Below are 21,800 nucleotides of genomic sequence, written 5' to 3' on the forward strand. Positions count from 1 at the left end.
TGGCCGCGGCCAACCTTTTGCTTGTACTGCAGCACAGGGCTAGATGAACAGGTCGATATCGCCACCGTGCTTTTGCTCGGTATCGCGGTCGATACGGCGGCGGTAGCTTTCTTCTTCCTGCACCAGGGTTTGCTGCGGGTTGATCTTTTTCACCATCACCTTGCCGGTATCGGTAAAAAAGTAGATCTTGCGCGCGATATCCAGCCCCAGGTCTTCGGCCACGATGGGAATGTTTTCCTGCGCCAGAAAAGCGCGCACGAAACCGGCATTGCGCTGACCGATATTCACCGTGGTCATACCGGCAATCACGTTGCCGCCACCAAACACCTTGGCCTCTAGTGTGCTGCGGTTGGCGCCCAGCTTGAGCATGTCGTTGATCAACAGCTCCATAGCGTGGGTGCCAAAGCGCGCCGGCATCAGGCGGTCGCTATTACTGCTGCCCTGGTCTGGCAGCATGAAATGGTTCATGCCGGCGATACCGGTTTTGCGGTCGCGCAGGCAGGCCGACACACAGGAGCCCAACACGGTAACCAGCAGCAGCCCGTCGCCGGAGGCTTCGTATTCGCCAGGCAGTAGCTTGGCCGCCGCGCGGTTGAAACTTTTATCGAAATATCGATGATGTGCGGTACCGGCAGTCGTCATCAGGCCTCCCGCATGGTTTTGCCAGCCAGGTAGGCCAGTACGCGTTCCGCCACTTTATCCAGCGGGGCGACCTCGTGTACCGCGCCGACTTCAAACGCAGCACGTGGCATGCCATACACCACGCAAGACGCCTGATCCTGGCCAATATTGAACGCACCGGCTTCGCGCATGCGCAACATGCCTGCCGCGCCATCGCGCCCCATACCCGTCAGAATTACGCCGACAGCACGCTTGCCCAGCAGGTTGGCCGCAGAGTCAAACAGCACGTCTACCGACGGGCGGTGGCGGTTTACCGGCTCACCCTGCCCCAGCTCGGTAACGAAACCACTGGCCACCTTGCGCAGGCTAAGGTGGGAATGCCCTGGCGCGATATACACATGGCCGGGCAGTATCGGCTGGCCGTCGGTGGCCTCGCACACCGACATGGCACAGCTTTGATCCAGGCGGCGCGCAAACGACAGGGTGAAATTTTCCGGCATGTGCTGCACGACCAACACCGGCGGGGTATCGGCCGGTAGCGCCGACAAGAACTCGCGCAGGGCTTCGGTACCGCCGGTGGAGGCCCCCACCACAATGATGGCATCGCGGCGCAGGATAGCCGTTTGCGTGCGCGGCGCAGCCGGCTTGCTATCCCGCTGGATAAACCGCGGCGGCAAGCGCACATGCGCCCCAGCAGCCATACGGATTTTTTCGCAGATTTTCTCGGCGTAATCCAGCATGCCGCGGCTGATGTCCAGCTGTGGTTTGGCAATACAGTCCACCGCGCCCAGCTCCAGCGCCCGCAAGGCGGTTTCCGAGCCACTGGCGGTGAGGGAGGAAATCATCAGTACAGGGGTTGGCCGCAGGCTCATCAGACGGCGCAGGAACTCCAGGCCGTCCATCTTGGGCATTTCCACGTCCAGGGTGATCACATCCGGGTTGGTTTCACGGATACGCTCGCGTGCGGCAACCGGATCGGGGGCAAACGCCACCACTTCCATATCGTGTTGCTCATTGATGATCTTGCCTAGCAGCTCGCGTATCAGCGCCGAATCATCAACCACTACCACGCGTATCTTGCGCTCCGTGCTCATGGTGTTTTTCCACTCGCCAGGCGGTAAGCCGTCTTGCCGCAGGGCGAAAAGGTATCAGTAATATGCTGGATATTCTCGGAATGCCCCAGCAACAACAGGCCGTGCGGTTTCAGGTACTGGGCAAAATGCTCCAGGATCCCGGCTTGCGTGGGCTTGTCGAAATAGATCAGCACATTGCGGCAGAAGATGACATCAAACATGCCAAGCTGCGGCCAGTTGCGGTCTACCAGGTTGATCTGGCGAAACTCCATATTGCGCATCAAACCGGACTTGATCTTGACCATGCCTTCGTTCTGACCGCGCCCGCGCAGAAAGAACTGCTTGAGCTGCTGGTCGCTCAGCTTGGCGATCCTGTCCAGAGCGTACACCCCTCCGGCAGCCTTTTTCAAGACATTGGTATCGATATCTGACGCAACGATATGATAATTACCCGACCTTACCGCCGGATCCAGCGTCATGGCGATCGAATAAGGCTCTTCACCGGTAGACGAAGCAGAGCTCCACACGCGGTAGGCGTCACCACGATCCGCGTGCTGTAGGGCGTGCTGGTGCAGGATATCGAAGTGGTGCTGCTCGCGGAAAAACGAGGTCAGGTTGGTGGTAAGCGCATTGATGAAGTGCTCCCACTCGTGCTCCCCTTCCGGTGAGCGCAGCAGGGCCAGATAGTCGGTAAAATTGGCTACGCCCAGGCGGCGCACATGCTTGGCCAGCCTGGCGTAGGCCATATGGTTCTTTACCGCACTCAGGGCAATACCGGTTTTGTCGTAAAGCAGCTCGCGGATGATGCGGAAATCTTCATCGGAAAAATGAAGATCCCGCGCAAAGATGCTTTCCTTATCGCTGGCGGTGCTCAGAATTCCTCCCACTCGCCTTCATCCGTGGCGGCCGGGCGCACCGCCTGGTGGTTCATGGCAGGCAGGGCCTTACGCACCGGCGCTGCCGGCTGGTGCACCAGCACGCTGGCTTGCGGCTTGCGTTCCGGTTTGCGCAGGCTGGCCGCTGCGCCTAGCTGGTCCAGCTTGAAGATGGCCACGGCATCGCGCAGATTGGACGCCTGCTCTTCCAGCGATTCGGCAGCAGCAGCGGCCTCTTCCACCAGGGCGGCGTTTTTCTGCGTGTTTTCGTCCATCTGGCTCACGGCCAGGTTCACTTGCTCGATACCCGAGCTCTGCTCGATGGAGGCCGCCGAGATTTCGCTCATGATGTCGGTCACGCGGCGGATGGACGACACGATTTCTTCCATGGTGCGGCCCGCCTCGTCTACCAGACGGGTACCGGATTCCACTTTTTCTACCGAATCGCCAATCAGGCCCTTGATTTCCTTGGCAGCCGCCGCCGAGCGCTGTGCCAGGTTGCGCACCTCGCTGGCCACCACGGCAAAGCCGCGGCCTTGTTCGCCGGCGCGGGCGGCTTCTACTGCCGCGTTCAGCGCCAGGATATTGGTCTGGAAGGCAATGCCGTCGATCACGCTGATGATGTCCACGATCTTGGTGGCACTCTCGTTGATCTCGTTCATGGTGGAAACGACCTTGCCCACCACCACACCACCGCGCGAGGCAATGTCGGAGGCACCCACCGCCAGGCTATTGGCCTTGCGCGAGTTCTCGGCGTTCTGTTTCACGGTGCTGGTGATTTCCTCCATGCTGGAAGCGGTTTCTTCCAGGCTGGCGGCTTGCTGCTCGGTGCGGCTGGACAGGTTCACGTTACCGGCAGAAATCTCCTGCGCTGCCGTGTTGATAGCGTCGGTCGCTTCCTTGATGTTGCCAACGATCTCTTTCAGGCGTGCCACCGTCAGGTTGGTATCGTTACGCAGCTGGCCGAACATGCCTTCGTATTCGGCTTCTATCGTACGGGTCAGGTCGCCGGCAGCCAGGCCGGACAGTACCTGGGCAATGTCGTTCAGGCCGCGGCTGGACACGTCCAGCAGCTGGTTGACCTGACCAGACAAGGTGGCAAAGAAGCCGGTTTTGCCGTCCAGCGGAATACGCTGGCTAAAGTCACCGTTGGCCGCAGCACCCACCACTTCGGACACTTCTTTTTCTACACGCACTTCTTCGGTACGGTCGGCCCACTCGACTACCGAGCCGATGCGCTCACCGCTATCACTGAACACCGGGTTGGCAATCAGGCGGAAGGTACGGCCGCCCACGCTGATCTGGCTGGTGTGGGTGGTTTTCAGTGCCTCTAGCAAACCGCGCTGGTGCGCAGGATTACGGTGGAAGACATCCATATTGGCGCCCTGCAGTTTGCGGGCGTCAAAGTTTGGCAGGACACGCTTGATGTCGTGCTCGGCCACTTGCAGCATGTCTTGTACGCTGCGGTTCAGGTAGATGATGTTGCGGTCGTTGTCGGCAATCATCACGTTGGACGACACATTGTCCAGCGCTTTGCGGATACGGGTATTTTCTTCCAGCATGCGCAGGTCGGCTTCGCGTTTTTGCTGCTCCAGCGCCTCGCGCTTCAGCTGCTCGGTAATGTCCTGCCACTCCACCACGGTACCCAGGGCGGCGCCTTGTTTGTTCATGATCGGGGTCACGAACAGGACAAAGGTACGCACCCCCACCTGGATGGTGGCTTTGTGCGGCGAGCGCATGCTGGCCAGCATGCTGCGCTGGTGTTCCGGGCGCTTGTGGAAGCCATCGATATTGCTGCCTACCAGGTCGCGAGCGCTAAAGCCTGGCAGCTCTTTCTTGATATCGGCCTCTGCGTTTTGCAGCATGTCCGCTACAGCGCGGTTGGCGTACACCACGATGTTATCGGCGTTGGCAATCATCACATTGGTCGCTGCTGCGTCCAGTGCGTTGCGAATGCGGATGTTCTCGATGGCTTTATCAGCCGCCTGCTTGATGTAGTAGAACAGGCTGCTGGTGTCTTTGTCGGCAACCTGCAGGGTACTGGTCACCTCGCCGCTAGCCAGCTCTTGCATCAGTTTGGTCGCGTCGGACGGCTCACCACCAATGACGCGGAACAATGAGCGACCAATCAGGTAGGCAGCCAGCAAGCCGATCACAAGAGACGCGACCAGGAAACCCTCGGTAATCAGCAATGAAGTATTGGCATCATGTTGCAGGCTAACCCCGTGCTCCTGTGCCATGCCTTCTTCGTAGGCAACCAGCGCCTCGACAGCGCTCAGGTAGGCTTTCTGGGCGTCACGCAGATGCGAAAACAGGAAAGCCTTGGCTTCGGGCAACTGACCGGCATTGAACAAGGCAGTAAACTGACGCAGCTTGGCACGGTATTCCTGATCGGCCTTGACCAGACTGGCTTGCATGGCAACCGACTCATCTTCCGGCGGACGCTGTTTCAGCACCTCCAAGGCGGCATCAATGTTTTTGAGCTGTTCATCCAGCTCTTTCACTTGCGAAGCGCCAATCTGTGGATCGTCTGCCAGCAGAGCGGTACGCACACCACGTGCCGTACCATTAATATTGTCCACGATCTTGTTCACCGCGTTGGCACGCGGCATGTGGTTCTCGGTGATTTCCGCACCACTTTCGATAATGGTCTGCAGCCGGAGAACCGCCAGGATAGACGATGCGGCAATCAGGGCCAGCAGCACGCCGAACCCGATAACCAGTAACTGTTTGACTTTCATGCCTTTTCCCCTGTGTTAAACGTTGGCCGCAACAGCCGCATCCATCAACGCCATCTCGTCACTGCTCATCAGTTTTTCGATATCTACCATGATGATCATGCGCTCCCCCACTACCCCCAGGCCCTGGATGTAGTTGGTATTCATCACGGCACCAAACTCCGGCGCCGGGCGAATATCATCACCGGATAGCTCGATCACATCCGACACCCCGTCCACGACCATACCAACAGTGCGGTTGAGCACGTTCAGGATAATGACCACAGTAAAGTCATTATAGATAACGTTACCCACATCAAACTTGATACGCATATCCACAATGGGCACGATGTGCCCGCGCAGATTGATCACGCCTTTGATAAAGCTGGGCGACTTGGCCAGGCGTGTTACCGCGTCGTAGCCGCGGATTTCCTGTACCTTCAGAATATCGATACCGTATTCTTCCTTACCCAGCGCAAACACCAGGTATTCACGCCGGGCTTTGTCGGTATCACTGCTGTTGTTCGCGTCCATGGTGGCAACACCCATTACTAGCACCTGTTAATGAAGCTGCGCCGTGAGTATTTCACCGTGCGCCTTTTGTAAATTCATGCGGACAATCGCCGCCACATCCAGAATCAGCGCGACGCGGCCATCCCCCATGATGGTGGCACCGGACAACCCTTCTACCTTGCGGTAGTTGGCTTCCAAGTTTTTCACCACAAATTGTTGCTGCCCCAGCAGCTCGTCCACCATCAGCGCCACCTTCTGGCTACTGGATTCCACAATGATCAGAATGGACTTGTCCGGCTGCGATGCCGGGGCATCGATAGAGAAATACTCCGCCACACTGACGATCGGCAGATACTCGCCACGCACACTCACCACCTGGCCACGCCCGGCGATAGTCTTGACCTCGCTGGGCTTGGGCTGCAGCGACTCCAGAATGTAGTTCAGTGGCAAAACATAGGTTTCATCGGCAATCTTGATGGACATGCCGTCCATGATGGCCAGGGTCAGCGGCAGGCGAATGGTCATGGTGGTACCAATGTCCACCATGCTGCTGATATCGATACGGCCACCCATGGCGACGATATTCTTGCGCACCACGTCCATGCCCACGCCACGGCCAGACACGTCGGTGACCTCGGCGGCGGTAGAAAAACCCGGCTCGAAAATCAGCGCCCACACCTCGGTATCGCTCATGGTATCGGATACCGGCAGCCCGCTTTCACGTGCCTTGGACAGGATCTTGTCACGGCGCAGACCGGCACCGTCGTCGGTCACCTCAATGACGATGCTGCCCCCTTCATGGAAGGCACGCAGGGTCAGCAGGCCGGTTTCTTTCTTACCTTTGGCACGGCGCTGCTCGGGCGACTCGATGCCGTGGTCCAGGCTATTACGTACCAGGTGGGTTAACGGGTCGGATAGCTTTTCGATAAAGCCTTTGTCCAGCTCGGTATTCTCACCCACCATTTTCAGCTCGACTTGCTTGTCCAGCTTGCCGGCCAGGTCCCGCACCACACGCGGGAAGCGGTTGAATACAAACGCGATGGGCATCATGCGGATAGACATCACCGCCTCTTGCAGCTCGCGCGAATTACGCTGTAACAGCGAGATGCTGTTCAGCAGGTTTTCGTGCTCGACCGAGTCCAGCCCCGAGCCATACTGCATCAGCATGGACTGGGTAATGACCAGCTCCCCGACCAGGTTGAGCAGCAAATCGACTTTATCGGTGCTGACACGAATGGAGTTCTCGCCCGCTGTTGCAGCACCCGCTGTCGCCGCCCGCGGTTCGGCACGAACGGGCTCTTTTGCCGGACTGGGCGCATGATGTGCGGCGGGTACGGGTGCCGCCGCCGGGGCTGCCACGAGTGGCTCAAACAGGCCGAAGCCATCTTCTTCAAAGGCAACGCCGGGTTTGCTGCTGGCGGTGGCTGCCGGCAAGGGTGCAAACAAGCCAAAGCCGTCTTCTTCAAAGGCAATGTCAGCGTTTGGACTGGCAGTGCTGGCTGGCAAGGGGGCAAAGAGGCCGAAACCGTCTTCTTCAAACGCGATATCACCGGCAGGTGCCAGCGCAGGCAGCGAGAAGAAACCGACGCCGTCATCTTCTACCGTGATGTCTTCTACCACCTTGAATGACTCGGGTGGCAACAGAAAAGCCAGCATCTCGACGACATCATCGCAAGGCGATGCTGTCGTAAGCACCGCCAGCGCGGGAATCACCGGATCGGCTTGCTCGTCCAGTGCCTGCATGATCTGCAGGCTACCCAGTGCCGCCAGGCGTTGCCATAGCTCTTCCACCGCCATGGCGACGGGAGGATAAATTTCAATATGCAAACGGCCAGAAGCGGCGACCGCCGGTGCCGCCACAGGCGCGGAGGGCACGGCAGCCGCACCGGGGACTGACAACTGCTCCAGCTTTTGCTTGAGTACAGCAATGCGCGCCTCATCTACCGGCTCGTCACCACGGTGAAATGCCAGCATTTCCTTCAGCAAGTCACCGGACAGCAAGGACGCATCAACAATGTCCCGACTCAGCGGCAGCTCGTTCTTGCGCACCTTGTCGAGCAGGTTTTCCAGCACGTGCGTCAACTCGGCCAGATCACTGAAACCGAAGGTGGCGGCGCCCCCTTTTATGGAGTGGGCTGCACGAAAAATGGCATTGAGGTCTTCGGACTCGGGCTGCTGTACGTTAATCGCCAGTAGAAGCGATTCCATATTGACTAAGTGTTCTGCAGTCTCATCGAAGAACACCTGATGAAACTGCGACATGTCAAAAGTCATGGACGCCCCCTGAGAATGATTTTCTGATGGTTAGCCAACAAGGCGGCGTACAACGTCTACCAGTTTCTGGGGGTCGAAGGGCTTGACCAGCCAACCGGTAGCACCGGCGGCACGGCCTTGGGCCTTCATTTGATCGCTGGACTCGGTCGTCAGCATCAGGATGGGAACAGAGGCATAGTTTGGCAGGCGGCGCAGCGAGCGGATAAGTGTCAGCCCATCCATGCCGGGCATGTTCTGGTCGGTGAGCACCAGATCAACCTGCCCTGCTTGCGCCTTGGAAAGCCCGGCATTGCCATCGGAAGCCTCGACAACTTCATAGCCGGCACTTTTCAGGGTAAAGGCGACCATTTGGCGAATCGAGGCGGAGTCGTCCACCGTTAGAATTCTTTTAGCCATAGACTCAGCAATCCATCTAGATTAAGTATGCACACAATTTAAACGAAAAAGCCTGCGAAGCCACCATGTTTCTATACGTATTAGCCCATGCATGCCACTTTAGTCAATGTCATGCATAAAACTGTACGCATCTAACAGATCGCATCGCAAGCTGCCTGATGACAGCGCCCCTGGCTGCCTCGCCGGCCAGGCAGGCAAGCAACGCAGGGCGAATCAGGGTCAACGAATGGTAAACAGCTTGGTGAAGCAGGCAATTTCCAGCACTTGGCGAACGGTATCCTTGCAGTTCACCAGTGCCAGGTCTTTACCCGCTGCGCCTGCACGCTCTTTCAGCAGCAGCAGCATGCCTAATGCAGAACTATCCAGATAAGGTACCTGCTCAAAGTTAACATCGATACTGCTGACATCCGGGTTCTCCAGCAACTCCTGGCTGGCGGCACGGAAATCTTTGTGAACATTGAAATCAAACTGGCCAATCAGCAAGATAATCCCTGTCTTGCCTTCTACCTTCACGATGGGCTTCATACATTCCTCATCAAGTTGTTTGTATCGGTTGCACAACCGGTAGCTGCAGCTCGAAAACCGTGCCCCGGTCATCACGCTTGTACGTAATTGACCCTTTCATATCCTCGACCACCCGTTTGACAATGGCAAGGCCAAGACCAGTGCCATTTGCCCTTGTGGTAAAGAAGGGATCAAAGATCTGGGATTCTACCTGCTCGGGCACACCTGCGCCCTGATCAATTACCCGGATGACGTAAAAATTACCTAATAATTCCGCCTCCAGCACCACCCTGGATGACGCTGGCGCGTGCTCACAGGCATTTTCCAGCAAATTCACCAACGCCCCCAGCAGATCGGAACGCCCACCCGACACGATGGCATCCTCACCTATGCTTGGCTGCCACTGCAGCTGCTTGCTAGCCAGCTGCACCTGAATGATGGCCTCCAGCTCCGCCAGAACTGATGATAAACGAATGGCCTCAGTCCCATCCCGCACCGGGCCGACACGCACGAAGCGCAGCATATCCTGCACCAATACCTCCAGCGCCTGCAGGCGGTTCATCACCTTACCGGCAAAACGACTACGGCCCTCTGCCGGCAAATCATCACGCTGCAAGTTGGCCGCATACAACAGGGCCGTCGCCAGAGGTGTACGAATCTGGTGCGCCAGCGATGCGGCCATGCGCCCCATCACTGCCAGCCGCTCCTGCTGTGCCAGCTGCTGGTGCAGCTGGTGAAGATTACTGACGTCCACCAGCAACAAAAACGAACCCGCGCCAGGGAGCGGACAAGCCACCACGGTAAAAAACTGCAGGGCATCCTGGCGATGCACATAGACACCGTCCCGCTCGCTCTCGTGAAAGTGGTCGCTCAGCAGCCAGGGTTGGCCGCATTGCACATCCGGCAGCCAGCCACGCACAGCCGCATTTAACGCCACCACATGGCCGGCATCGTCCAGCTCCACTACCCCGGCTGGCATCACCTGCAGCAAGGTGGACAAGCGTGCGGCCAACTGCTCGTTGGCCGCAGACTTGGCAACCAGCTCATCATTGGCAAGCTGCAGTTTCACATTGAGCTCGGCGACCTGAGCTTCCAGCAGCTGATAAGCCTGAATCAGGTCATCCGTCACACTATTGAAGTGTTCCAGCGCGCTGCGAAGTTGACCTTCGTCTGCTTTCATTCGTAAAACCCCATTCAGATGCGACACATCCATTTGTAAAACATGCTTGAACAGTATGATAATGGACAAGAGACATCCGCGGCATCTTGCCGATGTACCAGGGCAAACAAACTTGCCCTAGCCTTTTTCCGCGGACAGAGTATGAATAGTATTGTCAGTGACCACGTTGAACGACAGCCAACCTCCGGAGGTTTCCGTGTCTGAACTACTTAAAAAAATTGATGCCCGCACCAAGCTGGCCGGCACTAACAAACTGGAGATCCTTCTCTTCTCCCTAGGCGTAGACCAGCGCACAGGCCGCAAGGAGACCTTTGGCATTAACGTGTTCAAGGTCAGGGAAGTGATGCGCACACCGGAAATCACCTCGGCACCGGAAATGCCGGCCTCGGTGGAAGGCATGGTGAGTCTGCGCGGCAGCCTGGTTCCTGTCATTGACCTGGCCAAGTACGCTGGCATCATTTCGGACAAACGACCGGAAATCATGATCGTGACCGAATATAACGGTCATACCCAAGGCTTTCTGGTAGAGGCGGTAGACACCATCCTGCGCCTGGACTGGGCCGCCATGCGCGTGCCGCCAGACATGATCACCAACCGCATGGGTGGTCTGGTCACCGCGGTCACCGAGCTGGATGCCGGCACCCTGGTGATGATGATGGATGTGGAAAAGGTTCTGGCCGAAACCGCGATGTACGGCGACGAGCACCAGTTCGTGAACATCGAGCCACTAAAAGAAGAGCGCATGGTGTACTTTGCCGACGATTCTGCCGTTGCCCGCAAGCAGATCGAGCGCACCTTCCAGGCCATGCAGGTGAAGTACGCGTATTCCATCAACGGCATGCGCGCTTGGGACGACCTGCAGCGCATGGCAAACCAGGCTGACCTGGCGGGCCGCAAGCTCTGCGACATCGTGCACTTGGTACTGACCGATGTGGAAATGCCGGAAATGGATGGCTATATGCTGACCAAGATGATCAAGTCGGATCCGCGCTTTGCCGGTATCCCGGTATTGATGCACTCGTCGCTGTCGGGTCAGTCCAACCAGAAACTGGGCGAGTCGGTAGGGGTGGACGCCTATGTGTCCAAGTTTGAACCGCAGAAGCTCTCGATGAAAATTCGCGAGATGCTGAAAATCTGAGCTACCTGAATAATCTCTGGAAAAACAAGGAATAGCCATGGCAGCATCTGACGCATCCCTTCTGGCCAGTGTCGACGCCCGCACCAAGCTGGCGGGGTCAAACAAAATGGAAATCCTGCTGTTCTCGCTGGGAACACGGGAAACGTTCGGTATCAACGTATTCAAGGTACGCGAAGTATCGCAAACCCCGTTCATCACCCGCACCCCCAACATGCCCTTTGGTGTGGAAGGTGTTTTGTCGCTGCGCGGCAACATCATCCCGGTGATCTCGCTGGCCAAGTTCATTGGCTGTGAAACCGACACCACCACCTACGGCACCATGATCGTGACCGAGTTCAACAAGAGCACCCAGGCCTTCCTGGTGGACTCGGTAGACCGCATCATCCGCGTAGACTGGGATAAGGTGCGTGCGCCGGAAAACGTGATGAGCACCACGCAGCAAACGCTGATTACGGCGGTGACCGAGCTGGAAGACGGCAAGCTGGTCTCCATTCTGGACGTAGAACAGATTCTGGCCAGTGTAGTGGGCGAAACGCGCGTACCGGATATTCCGACCGCTGCACTGGAACAAGACCAGTACGTCTTCTTTGTGGATGACTCGGTCGTGGCACGTAAAGAAATCAGCAGCGTGCTGGACAAAATGGGCCTGAAGTATCACCAGGCAAACAACGGCAAAGAAGCTTGGGACAAACTGCAGGTACTGGCCAATCGCAACTGGTCGGACAACGAAAACCTGCACGACACACTGAAACTGATTCTGGTGGATGCAGAAATGCCAGAGATGGACGGTTACGTACTGACCAAGCTGATCAAATCCGACCATCGCTTCAATGGCATACCGGTTGTCATGCACTCGTCCCTGTCGTCCAACGCCAACCGCGCCATGGGCACCAGCGTCGGCGTAGATGCCTATGTTGCAAAATTTGACCCCGCAATCCTCGCAGATACTTTAATTCCGTTCCTGCAACGCTAAAATAGCGGGTTAAACACCAATACTTGGTCAGGACAACGCCAATGGCAGATAAAAACCTCCGTTTCCTCGTGGTGGATGACTTCTCCACCATGAGACGTATCGTACGCAACCTGTTGAAAGAACTCGGTTTCACCAACGTGGATGAAGCCGAAGACGGCCAGGTTGCGCTACACAAGCTGAAAACACAGCATTTTGACTTCATCGTATCCGACTGGAACATGCCCAACATGACGGGCATCGAGCTGCTGCGTGCTGTCCGTGCCGATGCGCAACTGAAACACCTGCCCTTCTTGATGATTACCGCAGAAGCCAAGCGCGAAAACATCATTGAAGCAGCTACTGCAGGCGCTAGCGGCTACATCGTCAAACCGTTTACTGCCGCCACTCTGGAAGAAAAGATGAACAAAATCTTCCAGAACCTAAACAAATAACATCTACATCGCGAACATAGAGCGGTTGAGGAGGAGTAATCGTGTCTGATCACCTTCTTGAAAGTGGCGACTCTCCAGAACTGGAAGCACTTTTTGACAGCATTGCAGCTACCCAGCAACGCAGTGATGACGCTGTATCCAGTGCACCTGCCGCCGCAGGTGCACAAGCAGAAATGTCACAAGAGCAAGTCATGGGCATGTATGCGCAGATCGGGCAGATGACTCGCAAACTGCACGACACCCTGCGCGAGTTGGGCTACGACAAATCGCTGGAGCGTGTAGCCGATGCCATTCCGGACGCCAAAGATCGCCTGGGCTACATTGCCACCCTGACCGCCAATGCGGCAGAGCGCGTGCTGAATGCCACCGACATTGCCAAGCCGATCCAGGACGACCTGCAAGCACGTGCAGACCAGCTGAATCAGCGCTGGGAACTGCTCTACGCCAACAAGCTGTCCACCGAGGAATTCAAAACGCTCGCACAGGACACCCGTACTTACCTGGCGCTGGTGCCAAAACAAACCGAAGCGACCAGTAACCAGTTGCTGGAAATCGTGATGGCGCAAGACTTCCAGGACTTGACCGGCCAGGTCATCAAAAAAGTGATGGAGATGGTCAAAACGCTGGAGTCCGAGCTGCTGACCGTACTGATCGAGTACCTGCCTGCCGAGCGCAAGCTGGAGCTGAACACAGAATTGCTGAATGGCCCGGTGGTGAACCCCGATGGCCGCACCGATGTAGTAACCAACCAGCAGCAAGTAGATGATTTGCTGGATAGTCTTGGTTTCTAGGTCATACTCCAAGAACACGCATTAAGTCGACATACAAAGGAAGCAAAAATGAGCGACTTCGCCGGAATGGAAGAACTTCTGCAGGATTTCTTACTCGAGTCGACCGAGCTACTCTCCGATGTGGATAACAAGCTGGTAGAACTTGAAAAAAGGCCGAATGACCGCGCCTTGCTCAATGATATCTTCCGCGGTTTCCATACCATCAAGGGTGGTGCGGGCTTCCTGAATGTCGCACCGATGGTGACGATCTGCCACCGGACAGAAAACCTGTTCGACAAGCTGCGCAACTCCGAGCTGGGTCTGTCCTCCGAACTGATGGACGTGATTCTGGATGCTACCGGCGCAGTGCGTGACATGTTCACCGTACTGTCCCAAGGCTTGCCTCCGCCAAACCCGGATCCAGCCATGTTGGCCGCACTCGATGCTGCGCTTGCGGGCAATCTGGCCGCCGTTAAGGCACCTGCCGCCGCGCCAGTCGCACCGGTAGTGCAGGTACAGGCGCCAGCCCCGGCACCGACCCAAGCAGTGAACAGCAATGAGCCTAACTGGGAAGCCCTGCATCAGGCGGTTACCGGTACTGAGCAGCCCGCGGCTGCCGTCAATGTGCCAACTGCCGCGGCCGTGGATATGGCCGCTGCCGCCACCATGGTCGTGGAAACCGCGCCGGCCGAGTTGATACCGGTAGCCCAGGCCCCTGCCGCCGTTGTTCCGGCTGCACCCAAGCCACAAAACAAACCGGCCCCCTCGACTGGCGGCTCGATTTCCGGCCAGGAAAACACCATCCGCATCGACACCGTTCGCCTTGACCAAGTGCTGAACCTGTCAGGCGAAATCGGCCTCACCAAAAACCGCCTCACCACGCTGCGTACCGAGATTCTCCAGGGCAATATGGAGACCAACACGCTGCGCTCGCTGGATGAAGCCATCAGCCAGTTGGACCTGCTGGTAAGCGATCTGCAAAACGCGGTAATGAAAACGCGCATGCAGCCGATCGGCCGTCTGTTCCAGAAGTACCCGCGCCTGGCACGAGACCTGGCACGACAGCTGGGCAAAGAAGTCGAGCTGGTGATTACCGGTGAAGAAACAGAACTCGACAAGACCATGATCGAGGATCTGAACGACCCGCTGGTGCACTTGGTGCGCAACGCCGTTGACCACGGTGTAGAGTCCGCTGACGAGCGTATTGCCATAGGCAAAAAGCCGCAGTCGCTGATCGAGCTGACTGCCGAACAGGTAGGCGACCACATCGTTATCGAGATTACCGATGACGGCAAAGGCATGAACCCCGAGGTACTGCGCCGCAAAGCCATTGCCAAAGGCCTGATCGATGCCGAGACTGCCAACTCGCTGGACGAGAAGCAGTGCCTGCAGCTGATTTTCCTGCCAGGTTTCTCCACCAAAGACCAGATTTCCAGCGTGTCCGGGCGTGGTGTGGGCATGGATGTGGTACGCACCAACATCCAGAAACTGAATGGCCGTATCGACATCAACTCCATCCAGGGTGAAGGCACACGCATCAGCATTTCGCTGCCGCTGACCCTGGCGATTCTGCCGGTACTGGTTGTTCGTGCCTGCAACCAGCCTTTTGCGGTACCGCTGGCCATGGTGCGCGAGATCATTCCGATCGACACCACAGCCATTCAGGAAGTCTCCGGCCGCCCCACTATCGTGGTGCGCGACGAAATCCTGCCGCTGAAAACCCTGTCGGGCCTGCTGAACTGGCAGCCTACGCAAAAGCCGAACTTTGGCGTGCTGATGCAATCCGCAGAGAAATCGTTCATCCTGGCGGTAGATTCTTTTGTTGGCCGCGACGACGTGGTGATCAAGCCACTGCAGAATATCCGTCCGAAAGGCGTAGCGGGTGCCACGCTGTCTGGTGACGGATCGGTGGTACTGGTTCTGGACATGGAAGACCTGCTGGCAGGCCAGATGGATTCCTCAGCCAACGGCAGCATCATGCTGAGAAACGCAGACAACTTCTCTTACTAAGAAAATTACAATGTCGACATCCGCCTTTCTGGGACGTCAGCCTGTACTGAACAGGAATCAGCAGCTCATTGGATATGAGCTGCTTTTTCGTCGTGCCGACGATGCCGCTAGCGCCACCCCACACGCCCCTCTGGAGGCAGACACCCAGGTATTGGTGAATGCCCTGAACAATATGGGCACCAACTGGTTGATTGGTAACAAACTCGCCTTCATTAATGTCGGCGAAGCCATGCTGACCAGTGACTTCCTTGAGCTGTTGCCACCGCGCCGCGTGGTGCTGGACCTAGCGGCCAACATTCAACCCACCAACGAAGTTGTATCGCGCGTACGCTACCTGCGCTCGCTGGGTTTTGGCATTGCACTGGACGATTTTTCCTTTGACGCGCCATCTGCTGCCCTGCTGGAGCTGGCCAACTATGTCAAACTGGACGTGCAAAGCCAGACACCCCACCAGTTCCAGACACAGGCAGCCAGGCTGCGCAGCTATCCGGTGATCCGCATTGGCGAACGCATCGAGTCCTATCAGCACTACCATCTGTGCCGTGACCTGGGTATGGATGGTTACCAGGGCTATTACTTTGCGCGGCCGGAAACGCTTTCCGCGAAAGTGATTCACCCCTCGTTCGCCAATACGCTCAAACTGTTGAACCTGCTGCGCGCCGACGCGCCAGTACGCGAAATCGAAGCGGTACTGAAAACCGATGTTGCCCTGTCGTTCAAGCTGCTGCGTTATGTCAACTCTGCTGCCGCGGGCCTGAATACCACCATCAGCTCGTTTAGCCATGCCGTGACCGTGCTGGGGTACCAAAAGCTATACCGCTGGCTAACACTGTTACTGGTGACCAGCAACGAAAGCAACCATCTGGCCCCGGCACTGCAAAAAACCGCCGTGATTCGCGCACGCCTGATGGAAGTGCTGGCACAAGAAACCGGCTTTACCACAGAACACTGTGATAATGCTTTTATTGCAGGCATGTTCTCGCTGCTGGATGTCATCTTTGACATGCCCATGTCAACCATTCTGGAGCACATCAGCCTGCCGGCAGAAATCCACCAAGTGCTGGCAGACCAGACAGGTGGCCTGAGCCTGTTATTCCGCCTGACCATGGCACTGGAAGCGGGTGACCCGTCGCTGCCTAATTTGGCCTACCAGCTGTCCCTGTCACCGGATCAGCTGAACCAGCTTCACACCTCTGCCCTGGCCTGGGTAGAAGAACTCGGACTTTGACTTACCCTGATGAATTTACTTGCCATCGATTGCTCGAACCAGAACCTGTCCGTCGCACTCTCCACCCCTCACGGGATAAGCAGCCAGCACCATAGTGTTAAACAAGGTCACTCCGACCATGCCCTGACAGCCATCCACCAGCTGTTAAGCGACAACGGCGTCGGTCTGACTCAGCTGGATGCCATCCTGTTCGGCCAAGGGCCAGGGGCCTTTACCGGCCTGCGTATCGCAGCGGGTATCGCCATGGGCCTTGCCACGGCCGCCGGTTTGCCGGTCATCGGTATCCCTACGCTGGACGCCATTGCCCGCAGTTTGCCGCAAGGGAGCGGACTGGCTGTCATCGATGCCCGCATGGGCGAGGTATACGCGGCACACTACCTGCAGGGCCAGTGTCATGGTGAAATCAGCGTTATAAAAGCTGAACAAGTCCAGCTGGATGACATCACTGCCGTTGCAGGTGATGCCGTCAACTTGCTGGCCCCGCACGACTTGCCTGCCTGCCATGTCGTGCCACAAGCCAGCGACTATATCGCCCTATACCAGGAAAACCCTGCCCGCTACCCGGCCAGCATGAGTGCAGACCTGCTGTACGTACGCAACAAAATCGCCCTGACCGCCAGCGAGCAACGCGAGCAGAAACGTGGCTGAGTTTACCCGCGCCCAGCTGGCAGACGCCCATCGGCTGGCCAGCGCCGAAGCCGACAGTACGCCCCACGCGTGGAGCAGCACACTGTATGCCGGCTCTCTTGAGAGTGAGCACGACACCGTCTGGCTCATGCAGGAAGGTAATGTACTGCTAGGTGTCGCGGTGCTGATGCAGGTGCTGGACGAGGCGCATATACAGAACTTCTTTATCCACGGCAGCCACCAAGGGCAAGGTTTGGGTGGCCAACTACTGCGCTTCGTACAGCAGCAGGCACGACAACAGGGGGCCAGCTGCCTGTTTCTTGAAGTACGTGCCAGTAACCGCATTGCCCTGCAGCTTTATCAGCGTGCCGGCTTTATCCCGTACAGCACGCGCAAGGCTTACTACCGCCATGCCGATGGCAGCCGTGAAGATGCCATCCTGATGAAAGCTACCCTATGAGCCGCAGTGCGTTTGTCCTGCACGAAATGGGCCTTAGCCCGCTATGGCGGCCCCGTGGCGAACCCGGGATACAGGACAGCCCTGTAAACTTGGCCACACCCCCAGCCGAAGCGGCCGCCGTCGCCACTGTCGCCACGCCCCCACGCGCGGCCGCCCTGGCCAGCACAGCCCCCGCTGCCGAACCGACCACGGTTGAAGTAAACGAGGCTCCCCTGCAAGCCAAGCTGCCTGATGTCCTGCCGATACAAGACTGGGACAGTCTGCATGCCCGCGTGGCTGCCTGCCAGCGCTGCGAGCTGGCCAGAACGCGTCACAATGTTGTCGTTGGCCGTGGCAACCCAAAGGCACGCCTGCTGATTATTGGTGAAGCCCCCGGCGAACAGGAAGACCGGCAAGGGCTGCCCTTTGTCGGCAAAGCCGGCCAACTACTGGAAAACATGTTGGCCGCAGCCGGGATCCACAGCGAGCAAGATGTCTATATTTGTAACGTGGTGAAATGCCGCCCGCCAGGCAACCGCAACCCGGCCCCCGCCGAGATAGCCAGCTGCGCCAGCTATCTGCAGTGGCAAATCGACTCCGTCAAACCCGACCTGATTGTGGCACTCGGCCGCTTTGCGGCCCACACCCTGCTCAATAGCCAGGCACCGATCAGCACACTGCGCAAGCAACTGCACCATGTGCAAGGCCATCCTTTGCTGGTGACCTTTCACCCGGCCTACCTGCTGCGTAGCCCCGGTGAGAAAGCCAAAGCCTGGCAAGACTGGCACCAGGTAAAATGCCAGTTGGCCGGCTAAAGCTGCAAAATACTGCCGGCCCCGTACACCACCGGCATGGCATACGCTAGTATATCGATATATCCATACAGCTAGCGGGGCCAATGTCATGCAGAAGAAAACCACCTTCTATCTGCAGGTGCTGATGGAGGTTCTGCTGATCCTCAGCACCGCCAGGCTGGCAACCATACTGTTGCAGCAGGCCTTCCCCTCTGGGCTGGGCCAAGTACCCGCCGCACTGCTCGACGGCCTGCTGCTGACCCTGCTGGCCACCCCGTTGCTGACATGGCGTATCACTGCTCGCTTGCGTGAATACCCCGGCGACGCCACCTCGCTACGTGCTTCGCATCTTCAGTTCATCAGTATTGGCGTCACGCTGTCAGGTCTGCTGCTAGTCGCAGCCGGTATCAACCGTGACACACTTGCCATCGTTGCTATCGCCGGCTTTGTCATGAGCGTGCTGGCAGGCTTGGCCAGCTGGCTACTACTGCATAACAAACAACAGGCAGAGGCACTGGCCGCCAGCATGACGAAAGACCTGGCCTTGCTGGCCAAGGTAGCCCGGCATACCACAAACGCTATCGTGATTACCGACACCGACAGGCGCATTACCTGGGTAAACGAAGGCTTCACCCGGCTAACCGGCTACACGCTGCAAGAGGTACTGGGCTTGCAGCCCGGCAAACTGCTGCAGTCACCGGATAGTGACCCCGAGGTAATCGCGCGTATCAGCCAGGCACTGGCGCAGCAACAACCTTATCAAGGCAAGCTGCTGAACCGGGACAAGTCGGGCCGCGACTACTGGGTAGCCTTGGAAATCCAGCCGCTGCACGACGAACACCAGCGCCTGGAAGGCTTCATGGCCATTGAAAGTGATATCACCCTGCAAGAAGCCATCCAGGGGGATTTGCATAGCGCGCTGCTGGAAACCCAGACCGTACACGACATCATCCAGCAGCATTTCATCGTGTCCATTGCCGACCCTCAGGGCCATATAATCAGCGCCAACCAAGCCTTTACCGACATCAGTGGCTATACCCTGCCCGAGTTGCTGAACCAGGATCACAGGCTACTGAACGCCGGCGTACACGAGCCCGCTTTCTGGCAAGACATGTGGCAGACACTGGCACGCGGCCAACCCTGGCGCGGCGATGTCTGCAACCGCCGCAAAGACGGCAGCCTGTACTGGGTAGACAGCATCATCGCCCCTTTCATGAATACCCAGGGTGGCATAGAACGCTACGTATCGATCCGCCGTGACATTACCGCCAGCAAGCTGCACGAGGCATCGCTGCAAGAAGCCAAACATCAGGCTGAGCAAGCCAGCCAGGCAAAAAGCCGTTTTCTGGCCAATATGAGCCACGAAATCCGCACACCGATGAACGCCATACTGGGCCTGCTGCAGCTATTGCAGCACACACCGTTGGCGGCAGAGCAGCAAGACTACGTAGACAAGACCGAAGCCGCCGCACGCTCGCTACTGGGCTTGCTGAATGACATCCTGGACTTTTCCAAGGTAGAAGCCGGCAAAATGACACTGGACCTGCAGCCGTTTCGCCTGGACCAGCTTATGCACAACTTGTCGGTGATCCTGTCGGTAACCAGCCTGAACAAGCCGCTTGAGCTCATTTTCAATGTGGATGCCAAAATCCCCCCCTGGCTCACCGGCGACGCTATGCGGCTGCAGCAGGTGCTGCTCAACCTGGCCGGCAATGCCATCAAATTTACCGAGGCCGGCGAAGTACTCGTCCGCATCACACAGCAAGCCCGCACCCGGGAAAACGTTACCCTGCTGTTCAGCGTTCAAGACACCGGCATCGGCATCAGCAGCGAGCAGCTGGGCAAGCTGTTTCACAGCTTTAGCCAGGCAGAAACGTCCACCACCCGCCGTTACGGCGGCACTGGGCTGGGGCTGGCTATCAGCCAGCGCATGGTCCAGCTGATGGGCAGCGACATCCGTGTAGAAAGCCAACCCGGCAAAGGTAGCTGTTTCAGCTTTGAGCTTACCCTGGCCGTACCGCCCGCCCTGAACGAACAACCCGTCATCCCTGTCGGTAGTGCCCTGTCGGTATTGATCGTGGATGACAATCCCGTTGCGCGTGAAGCCACCGCTGCCATGGTGGCTCAGCTAGGCTGGCACGCCAGCTGCCTGGAAAGCGGCGAACAGCTGGTCAGCATGCTGGCAAGCCTGGGGGGCAAACCGCTACCGTACCAACTGGTCTTGATCGACTGGCAAATGCCGGGCCTGGACGGCTGGGCCAGCTGCCGTGAACTACGCCGCTACGACAGCCAGGTACAAATAGTGATGGTCACCGCCCACGGGCGCGATATGCTGGCCGCCAAGTCCGACCGCGAGCGCAGCTTGCTGGCGGGCTTTCTGGTCAAGCCTCTCACCCAGAGCATGCTGAAAGAAACCGTCGATCAGTTACCGTTCACCCCGCTGGCCAATCAGCAGGAGGCAGCGCCCGCTGTCGATATTGCACCACCGCCAAGTGCCCCGCTCGCCGGGCTGAGGCTGCTGCTGGTGGAAGACAATGTGACCAACCGGCTGGTGGCAAAAGGCTTGCTCAGCAAAGAAGGGGCGCAAATCGATATTGCAGAAAACGGTGAACTGGCCGTGCATGCCGTAGCCAACATGAACCCGCGCTACGATGCGGTTCTGATGGACCTGCAAATGCCAGTCATGGATGGGCTGACCGCCACACGGGAAATCCGGCAAACCCTGGGGGAAGCGCAACTACCGATTATTGCCATGACGGCCAATGCCATGCACGACGACCGGGCCAACTGCCTGGCCGCTGGCATGAACGACCATATCGGCAAACCTTTTGCTATCGCAGACCTGCGCGACATGCTGCTACGACACATTGCTGCAGCTCAGGCCGGAAAATAAACGGCAACCGCCTGGGTAAAACGCTGCCAGGCTTGCATACACGCCTGCCACGCCGCCTCAGGCACCTGCTCGTGCCCCTCTGCGGCAGCAAGCTGCTCCAGCGCCTTGGCCGCTTGGGACAAAGCCAGCGCGCCCATGACAGCAGCAGCACTCTTGAGTGAATGTGCCGCGCGCCGCGCCGCCGGCCAGTCACCCACCAGCCAGTGCGCGCGGTATTGTTGCATTAGCAGCGGGGCTTCTTGCAAAAAAGCCTCGAGGGCTTCGCGGTAAAGCTCCACCATGCCGGCCATATTGTCCAAGGCAGCGTGGTAGTCCAGATCCGGCAGCGTGCTCACAAAAACATC

General features: G+C 57.8%; 20 protein-coding genes. 10 read left to right on the forward strand and 10 right to left on the reverse strand.

Annotated elements, in window-relative coordinates; genetic code table 11:
* Positions 1-39: 39 nt before the first annotated feature.
* The 9 genes from cheD to ACZ9XP_RS01755 all read right to left on the reverse strand — a co-directional run bounded on the left by cheD (position 40) and on the right by ACZ9XP_RS01755 (position 10,222).
* Complete coding sequence (gene cheD / locus ACZ9XP_RS01715; protein WP_147682367.1) at positions 40-642, reverse strand: chemoreceptor glutamine deamidase CheD; 603 nt, start codon at positions 640-642, stop codon at positions 40-42.
* Positions 642-1,715: a protein-glutamate methylesterase/protein-glutamine glutaminase gene (locus ACZ9XP_RS01720; protein WP_147682368.1), complete on the reverse strand. Its 1,074-nt coding sequence runs from the start codon at positions 1,713-1,715 to the stop codon at positions 642-644. The genes cheD and ACZ9XP_RS01720 overlap by 1 nt, the downstream gene beginning before the upstream one ends.
* Complete coding sequence (locus tag ACZ9XP_RS01725) at positions 1,712-2,581, reverse strand: CheR family methyltransferase (protein WP_240803345.1); 870 nt, start codon at positions 2,579-2,581, stop codon at positions 1,712-1,714. The genes ACZ9XP_RS01720 and ACZ9XP_RS01725 overlap by 4 nt, the downstream gene beginning before the upstream one ends.
* Positions 2,566-5,310 (reverse strand): methyl-accepting chemotaxis protein, encoded by a 2,745-nt coding sequence (locus ACZ9XP_RS01730; protein WP_147682369.1) that lies wholly within the window; start codon positions 5,308-5,310, stop codon positions 2,566-2,568. The genes ACZ9XP_RS01725 and ACZ9XP_RS01730 overlap by 16 nt, the downstream gene beginning before the upstream one ends.
* Before the next feature lie 15 nt (positions 5,311-5,325).
* Positions 5,326-5,835: a chemotaxis protein CheW gene (locus tag ACZ9XP_RS01735; protein ID WP_147694713.1), complete on the reverse strand. Its 510-nt coding sequence runs from the start codon at positions 5,833-5,835 to the stop codon at positions 5,326-5,328.
* A 12-nt stretch (positions 5,836-5,847) separates the two neighbouring features.
* Positions 5,848-8,073 (reverse strand): chemotaxis protein CheW, encoded by a 2,226-nt coding sequence (locus tag ACZ9XP_RS01740; protein ID WP_147682371.1) that lies wholly within the window; start codon positions 8,071-8,073, stop codon positions 5,848-5,850.
* Positions 8,074-8,103: 30 nt separating this feature from the next.
* Positions 8,104-8,448 (reverse strand): response regulator, encoded by a 345-nt coding sequence (locus ACZ9XP_RS01745; protein ID WP_240801272.1) that lies wholly within the window; start codon positions 8,446-8,448, stop codon positions 8,104-8,106.
* Between the two features lie 240 nt (positions 8,449-8,688).
* On the reverse strand, positions 8,689-8,994 hold the full coding sequence (locus ACZ9XP_RS01750) for an STAS domain-containing protein (RefSeq protein ID WP_017507042.1): 306 nt from the start codon (positions 8,992-8,994) through the stop codon (positions 8,689-8,691).
* Positions 8,995-9,004: 10 nt separating this feature from the next.
* Positions 9,005-10,222, reverse strand: a complete 1,218-nt coding sequence (locus ACZ9XP_RS01755) for a PAS domain-containing sensor histidine kinase (protein ID WP_147682372.1) — start codon at positions 10,220-10,222, stop codon at positions 9,005-9,007.
* Positions 10,223-10,349: 127 nt separating this feature from the next.
* On the opposite strand from ACZ9XP_RS01755, the gene ACZ9XP_RS01760 reads away from it, so the two are divergent.
* The 10 genes from ACZ9XP_RS01760 (at position 10,350) to ACZ9XP_RS01805 (ending at position 21,456) form a co-directional block, all read left to right on the forward strand.
* Positions 10,350-11,291, forward strand: a complete 942-nt coding sequence (locus ACZ9XP_RS01760) for a chemotaxis protein (RefSeq protein WP_147682373.1) — start codon at positions 10,350-10,352, stop codon at positions 11,289-11,291.
* Positions 11,292-11,328: 37 nt separating this feature from the next.
* On the forward strand, positions 11,329-12,264 hold the full coding sequence (locus ACZ9XP_RS01765) for a chemotaxis protein (protein ID WP_147682374.1): 936 nt from the start codon (positions 11,329-11,331) through the stop codon (positions 12,262-12,264).
* Positions 12,265-12,305: 41 nt separating this feature from the next.
* Positions 12,306-12,695, forward strand: a complete 390-nt coding sequence (gene cheY / locus ACZ9XP_RS01770; RefSeq protein WP_147682375.1) for a chemotaxis response regulator CheY — start codon at positions 12,306-12,308, stop codon at positions 12,693-12,695.
* Between the two features lie 41 nt (positions 12,696-12,736).
* The gene (cheZ, locus tag ACZ9XP_RS01775; RefSeq protein WP_147682376.1) at positions 12,737-13,486 is read left to right on the forward strand and encodes a protein phosphatase CheZ; all 750 of its coding nucleotides are present in this window, start codon (positions 12,737-12,739) and stop codon (positions 13,484-13,486) included.
* A gap of 48 nt (positions 13,487-13,534) precedes the next feature.
* Positions 13,535-15,475 carry a chemotaxis protein CheA gene (locus ACZ9XP_RS01780; protein ID WP_147682377.1) on the forward strand — a complete coding sequence of 647 codons (1,941 nt, stop codon included), beginning with the start codon at positions 13,535-13,537 and terminating at the stop codon, positions 15,473-15,475.
* 10 nt (positions 15,476-15,485) lie between these two features.
* Entirely contained in the window at positions 15,486-16,703 is a 1,218-nt protein-coding gene (locus tag ACZ9XP_RS01785) for an EAL and HDOD domain-containing protein (RefSeq protein ID WP_147682378.1), read from the forward strand.
* 9 nt (positions 16,704-16,712) lie between these two features.
* Positions 16,713-17,351, forward strand: coding sequence for a tRNA (adenosine(37)-N6)-threonylcarbamoyltransferase complex dimerization subunit type 1 TsaB (gene tsaB / locus ACZ9XP_RS01790; RefSeq protein WP_147682379.1), 639 nt, complete (start codon positions 16,713-16,715; stop codon positions 17,349-17,351).
* On the forward strand, positions 17,344-17,790 hold the full coding sequence (gene rimI, locus ACZ9XP_RS01795) for a ribosomal protein S18-alanine N-acetyltransferase (RefSeq protein WP_147682380.1): 447 nt from the start codon (positions 17,344-17,346) through the stop codon (positions 17,788-17,790). Before tsaB ends, rimI begins: the two co-directional genes overlap by 8 nt.
* Before the next feature lie 89 nt (positions 17,791-17,879).
* Positions 17,880-18,584 carry a uracil-DNA glycosylase gene (locus ACZ9XP_RS01800; protein ID WP_240803346.1) on the forward strand — a complete coding sequence of 235 codons (705 nt, stop codon included), beginning with the start codon at positions 17,880-17,882 and terminating at the stop codon, positions 18,582-18,584.
* Positions 18,585-18,672: 88 nt separating this feature from the next.
* A complete protein-coding gene (locus ACZ9XP_RS01805; RefSeq protein ID WP_147682382.1) occupies positions 18,673-21,456 on the forward strand; it encodes a response regulator in 2,784 nt (927 codons plus the stop codon).
* Here the strand turns inward: ACZ9XP_RS01805 and ACZ9XP_RS01810 are convergent.
* A complete protein-coding gene (locus tag ACZ9XP_RS01810; protein WP_147682383.1) occupies positions 21,441-21,791 on the reverse strand; it encodes an Hpt domain-containing protein in 351 nt (116 codons plus the stop codon). The two genes, ACZ9XP_RS01805 and ACZ9XP_RS01810, sit on opposite strands and share 16 nt — an antisense overlap.
* Positions 21,792-21,800: the final 9 nt, after the last annotated feature.

It is taken from the genome of Vogesella perlucida, from assembly GCF_979366545.1.

What these genes read in the sequence shown, in the direction of transcription:
- cheD (WP_147682367.1), bottom strand. Translation starts at nt 642, where the DNA reads ATGACGACTGCCGGTACCGCACATCATCGATATTTCGATAAAAGTTTC.
- ACZ9XP_RS01720 (WP_147682368.1), bottom strand. Translation starts at nt 1,715, where the DNA reads ATGAGCACGGAGCGCAAGATACGCGTGGTAGTGGTTGATGATTCGGCG.
- ACZ9XP_RS01730 (WP_147682369.1), bottom strand. Translation starts at nt 5,310, where the DNA reads ATGAAAGTCAAACAGTTACTGGTTATCGGGTTCGGCGTGCTGCTGGCC.
- ACZ9XP_RS01735 (WP_147694713.1), bottom strand. Translation starts at nt 5,835, where the DNA reads ATGGGTGTTGCCACCATGGACGCGAACAACAGCAGTGATACCGACAAA.
- ACZ9XP_RS01740 (WP_147682371.1), bottom strand. Translation starts at nt 8,073, where the DNA reads ATGACTTTTGACATGTCGCAGTTTCATCAGGTGTTCTTCGATGAGACT.
- ACZ9XP_RS01750 (WP_017507042.1), bottom strand. Translation starts at nt 8,994, where the DNA reads ATGAAGCCCATCGTGAAGGTAGAAGGCAAGACAGGGATTATCTTGCTG.
- ACZ9XP_RS01765 (WP_147682374.1), top strand. Translation starts at nt 11,329, where the DNA reads ATGGCAGCATCTGACGCATCCCTTCTGGCCAGTGTCGACGCCCGCACC.
- cheY (WP_147682375.1), top strand. Translation starts at nt 12,306, where the DNA reads ATGGCAGATAAAAACCTCCGTTTCCTCGTGGTGGATGACTTCTCCACC.
- ACZ9XP_RS01780 (WP_147682377.1), top strand. Translation starts at nt 13,535, where the DNA reads ATGAGCGACTTCGCCGGAATGGAAGAACTTCTGCAGGATTTCTTACTC.
- ACZ9XP_RS01785 (WP_147682378.1), top strand. Translation starts at nt 15,486, where the DNA reads ATGTCGACATCCGCCTTTCTGGGACGTCAGCCTGTACTGAACAGGAAT.
- tsaB (WP_147682379.1), top strand. Translation starts at nt 16,713, where the DNA reads ATGAATTTACTTGCCATCGATTGCTCGAACCAGAACCTGTCCGTCGCA.
- ACZ9XP_RS01805 (WP_147682382.1), top strand. Translation starts at nt 18,673, where the DNA reads ATGCAGAAGAAAACCACCTTCTATCTGCAGGTGCTGATGGAGGTTCTG.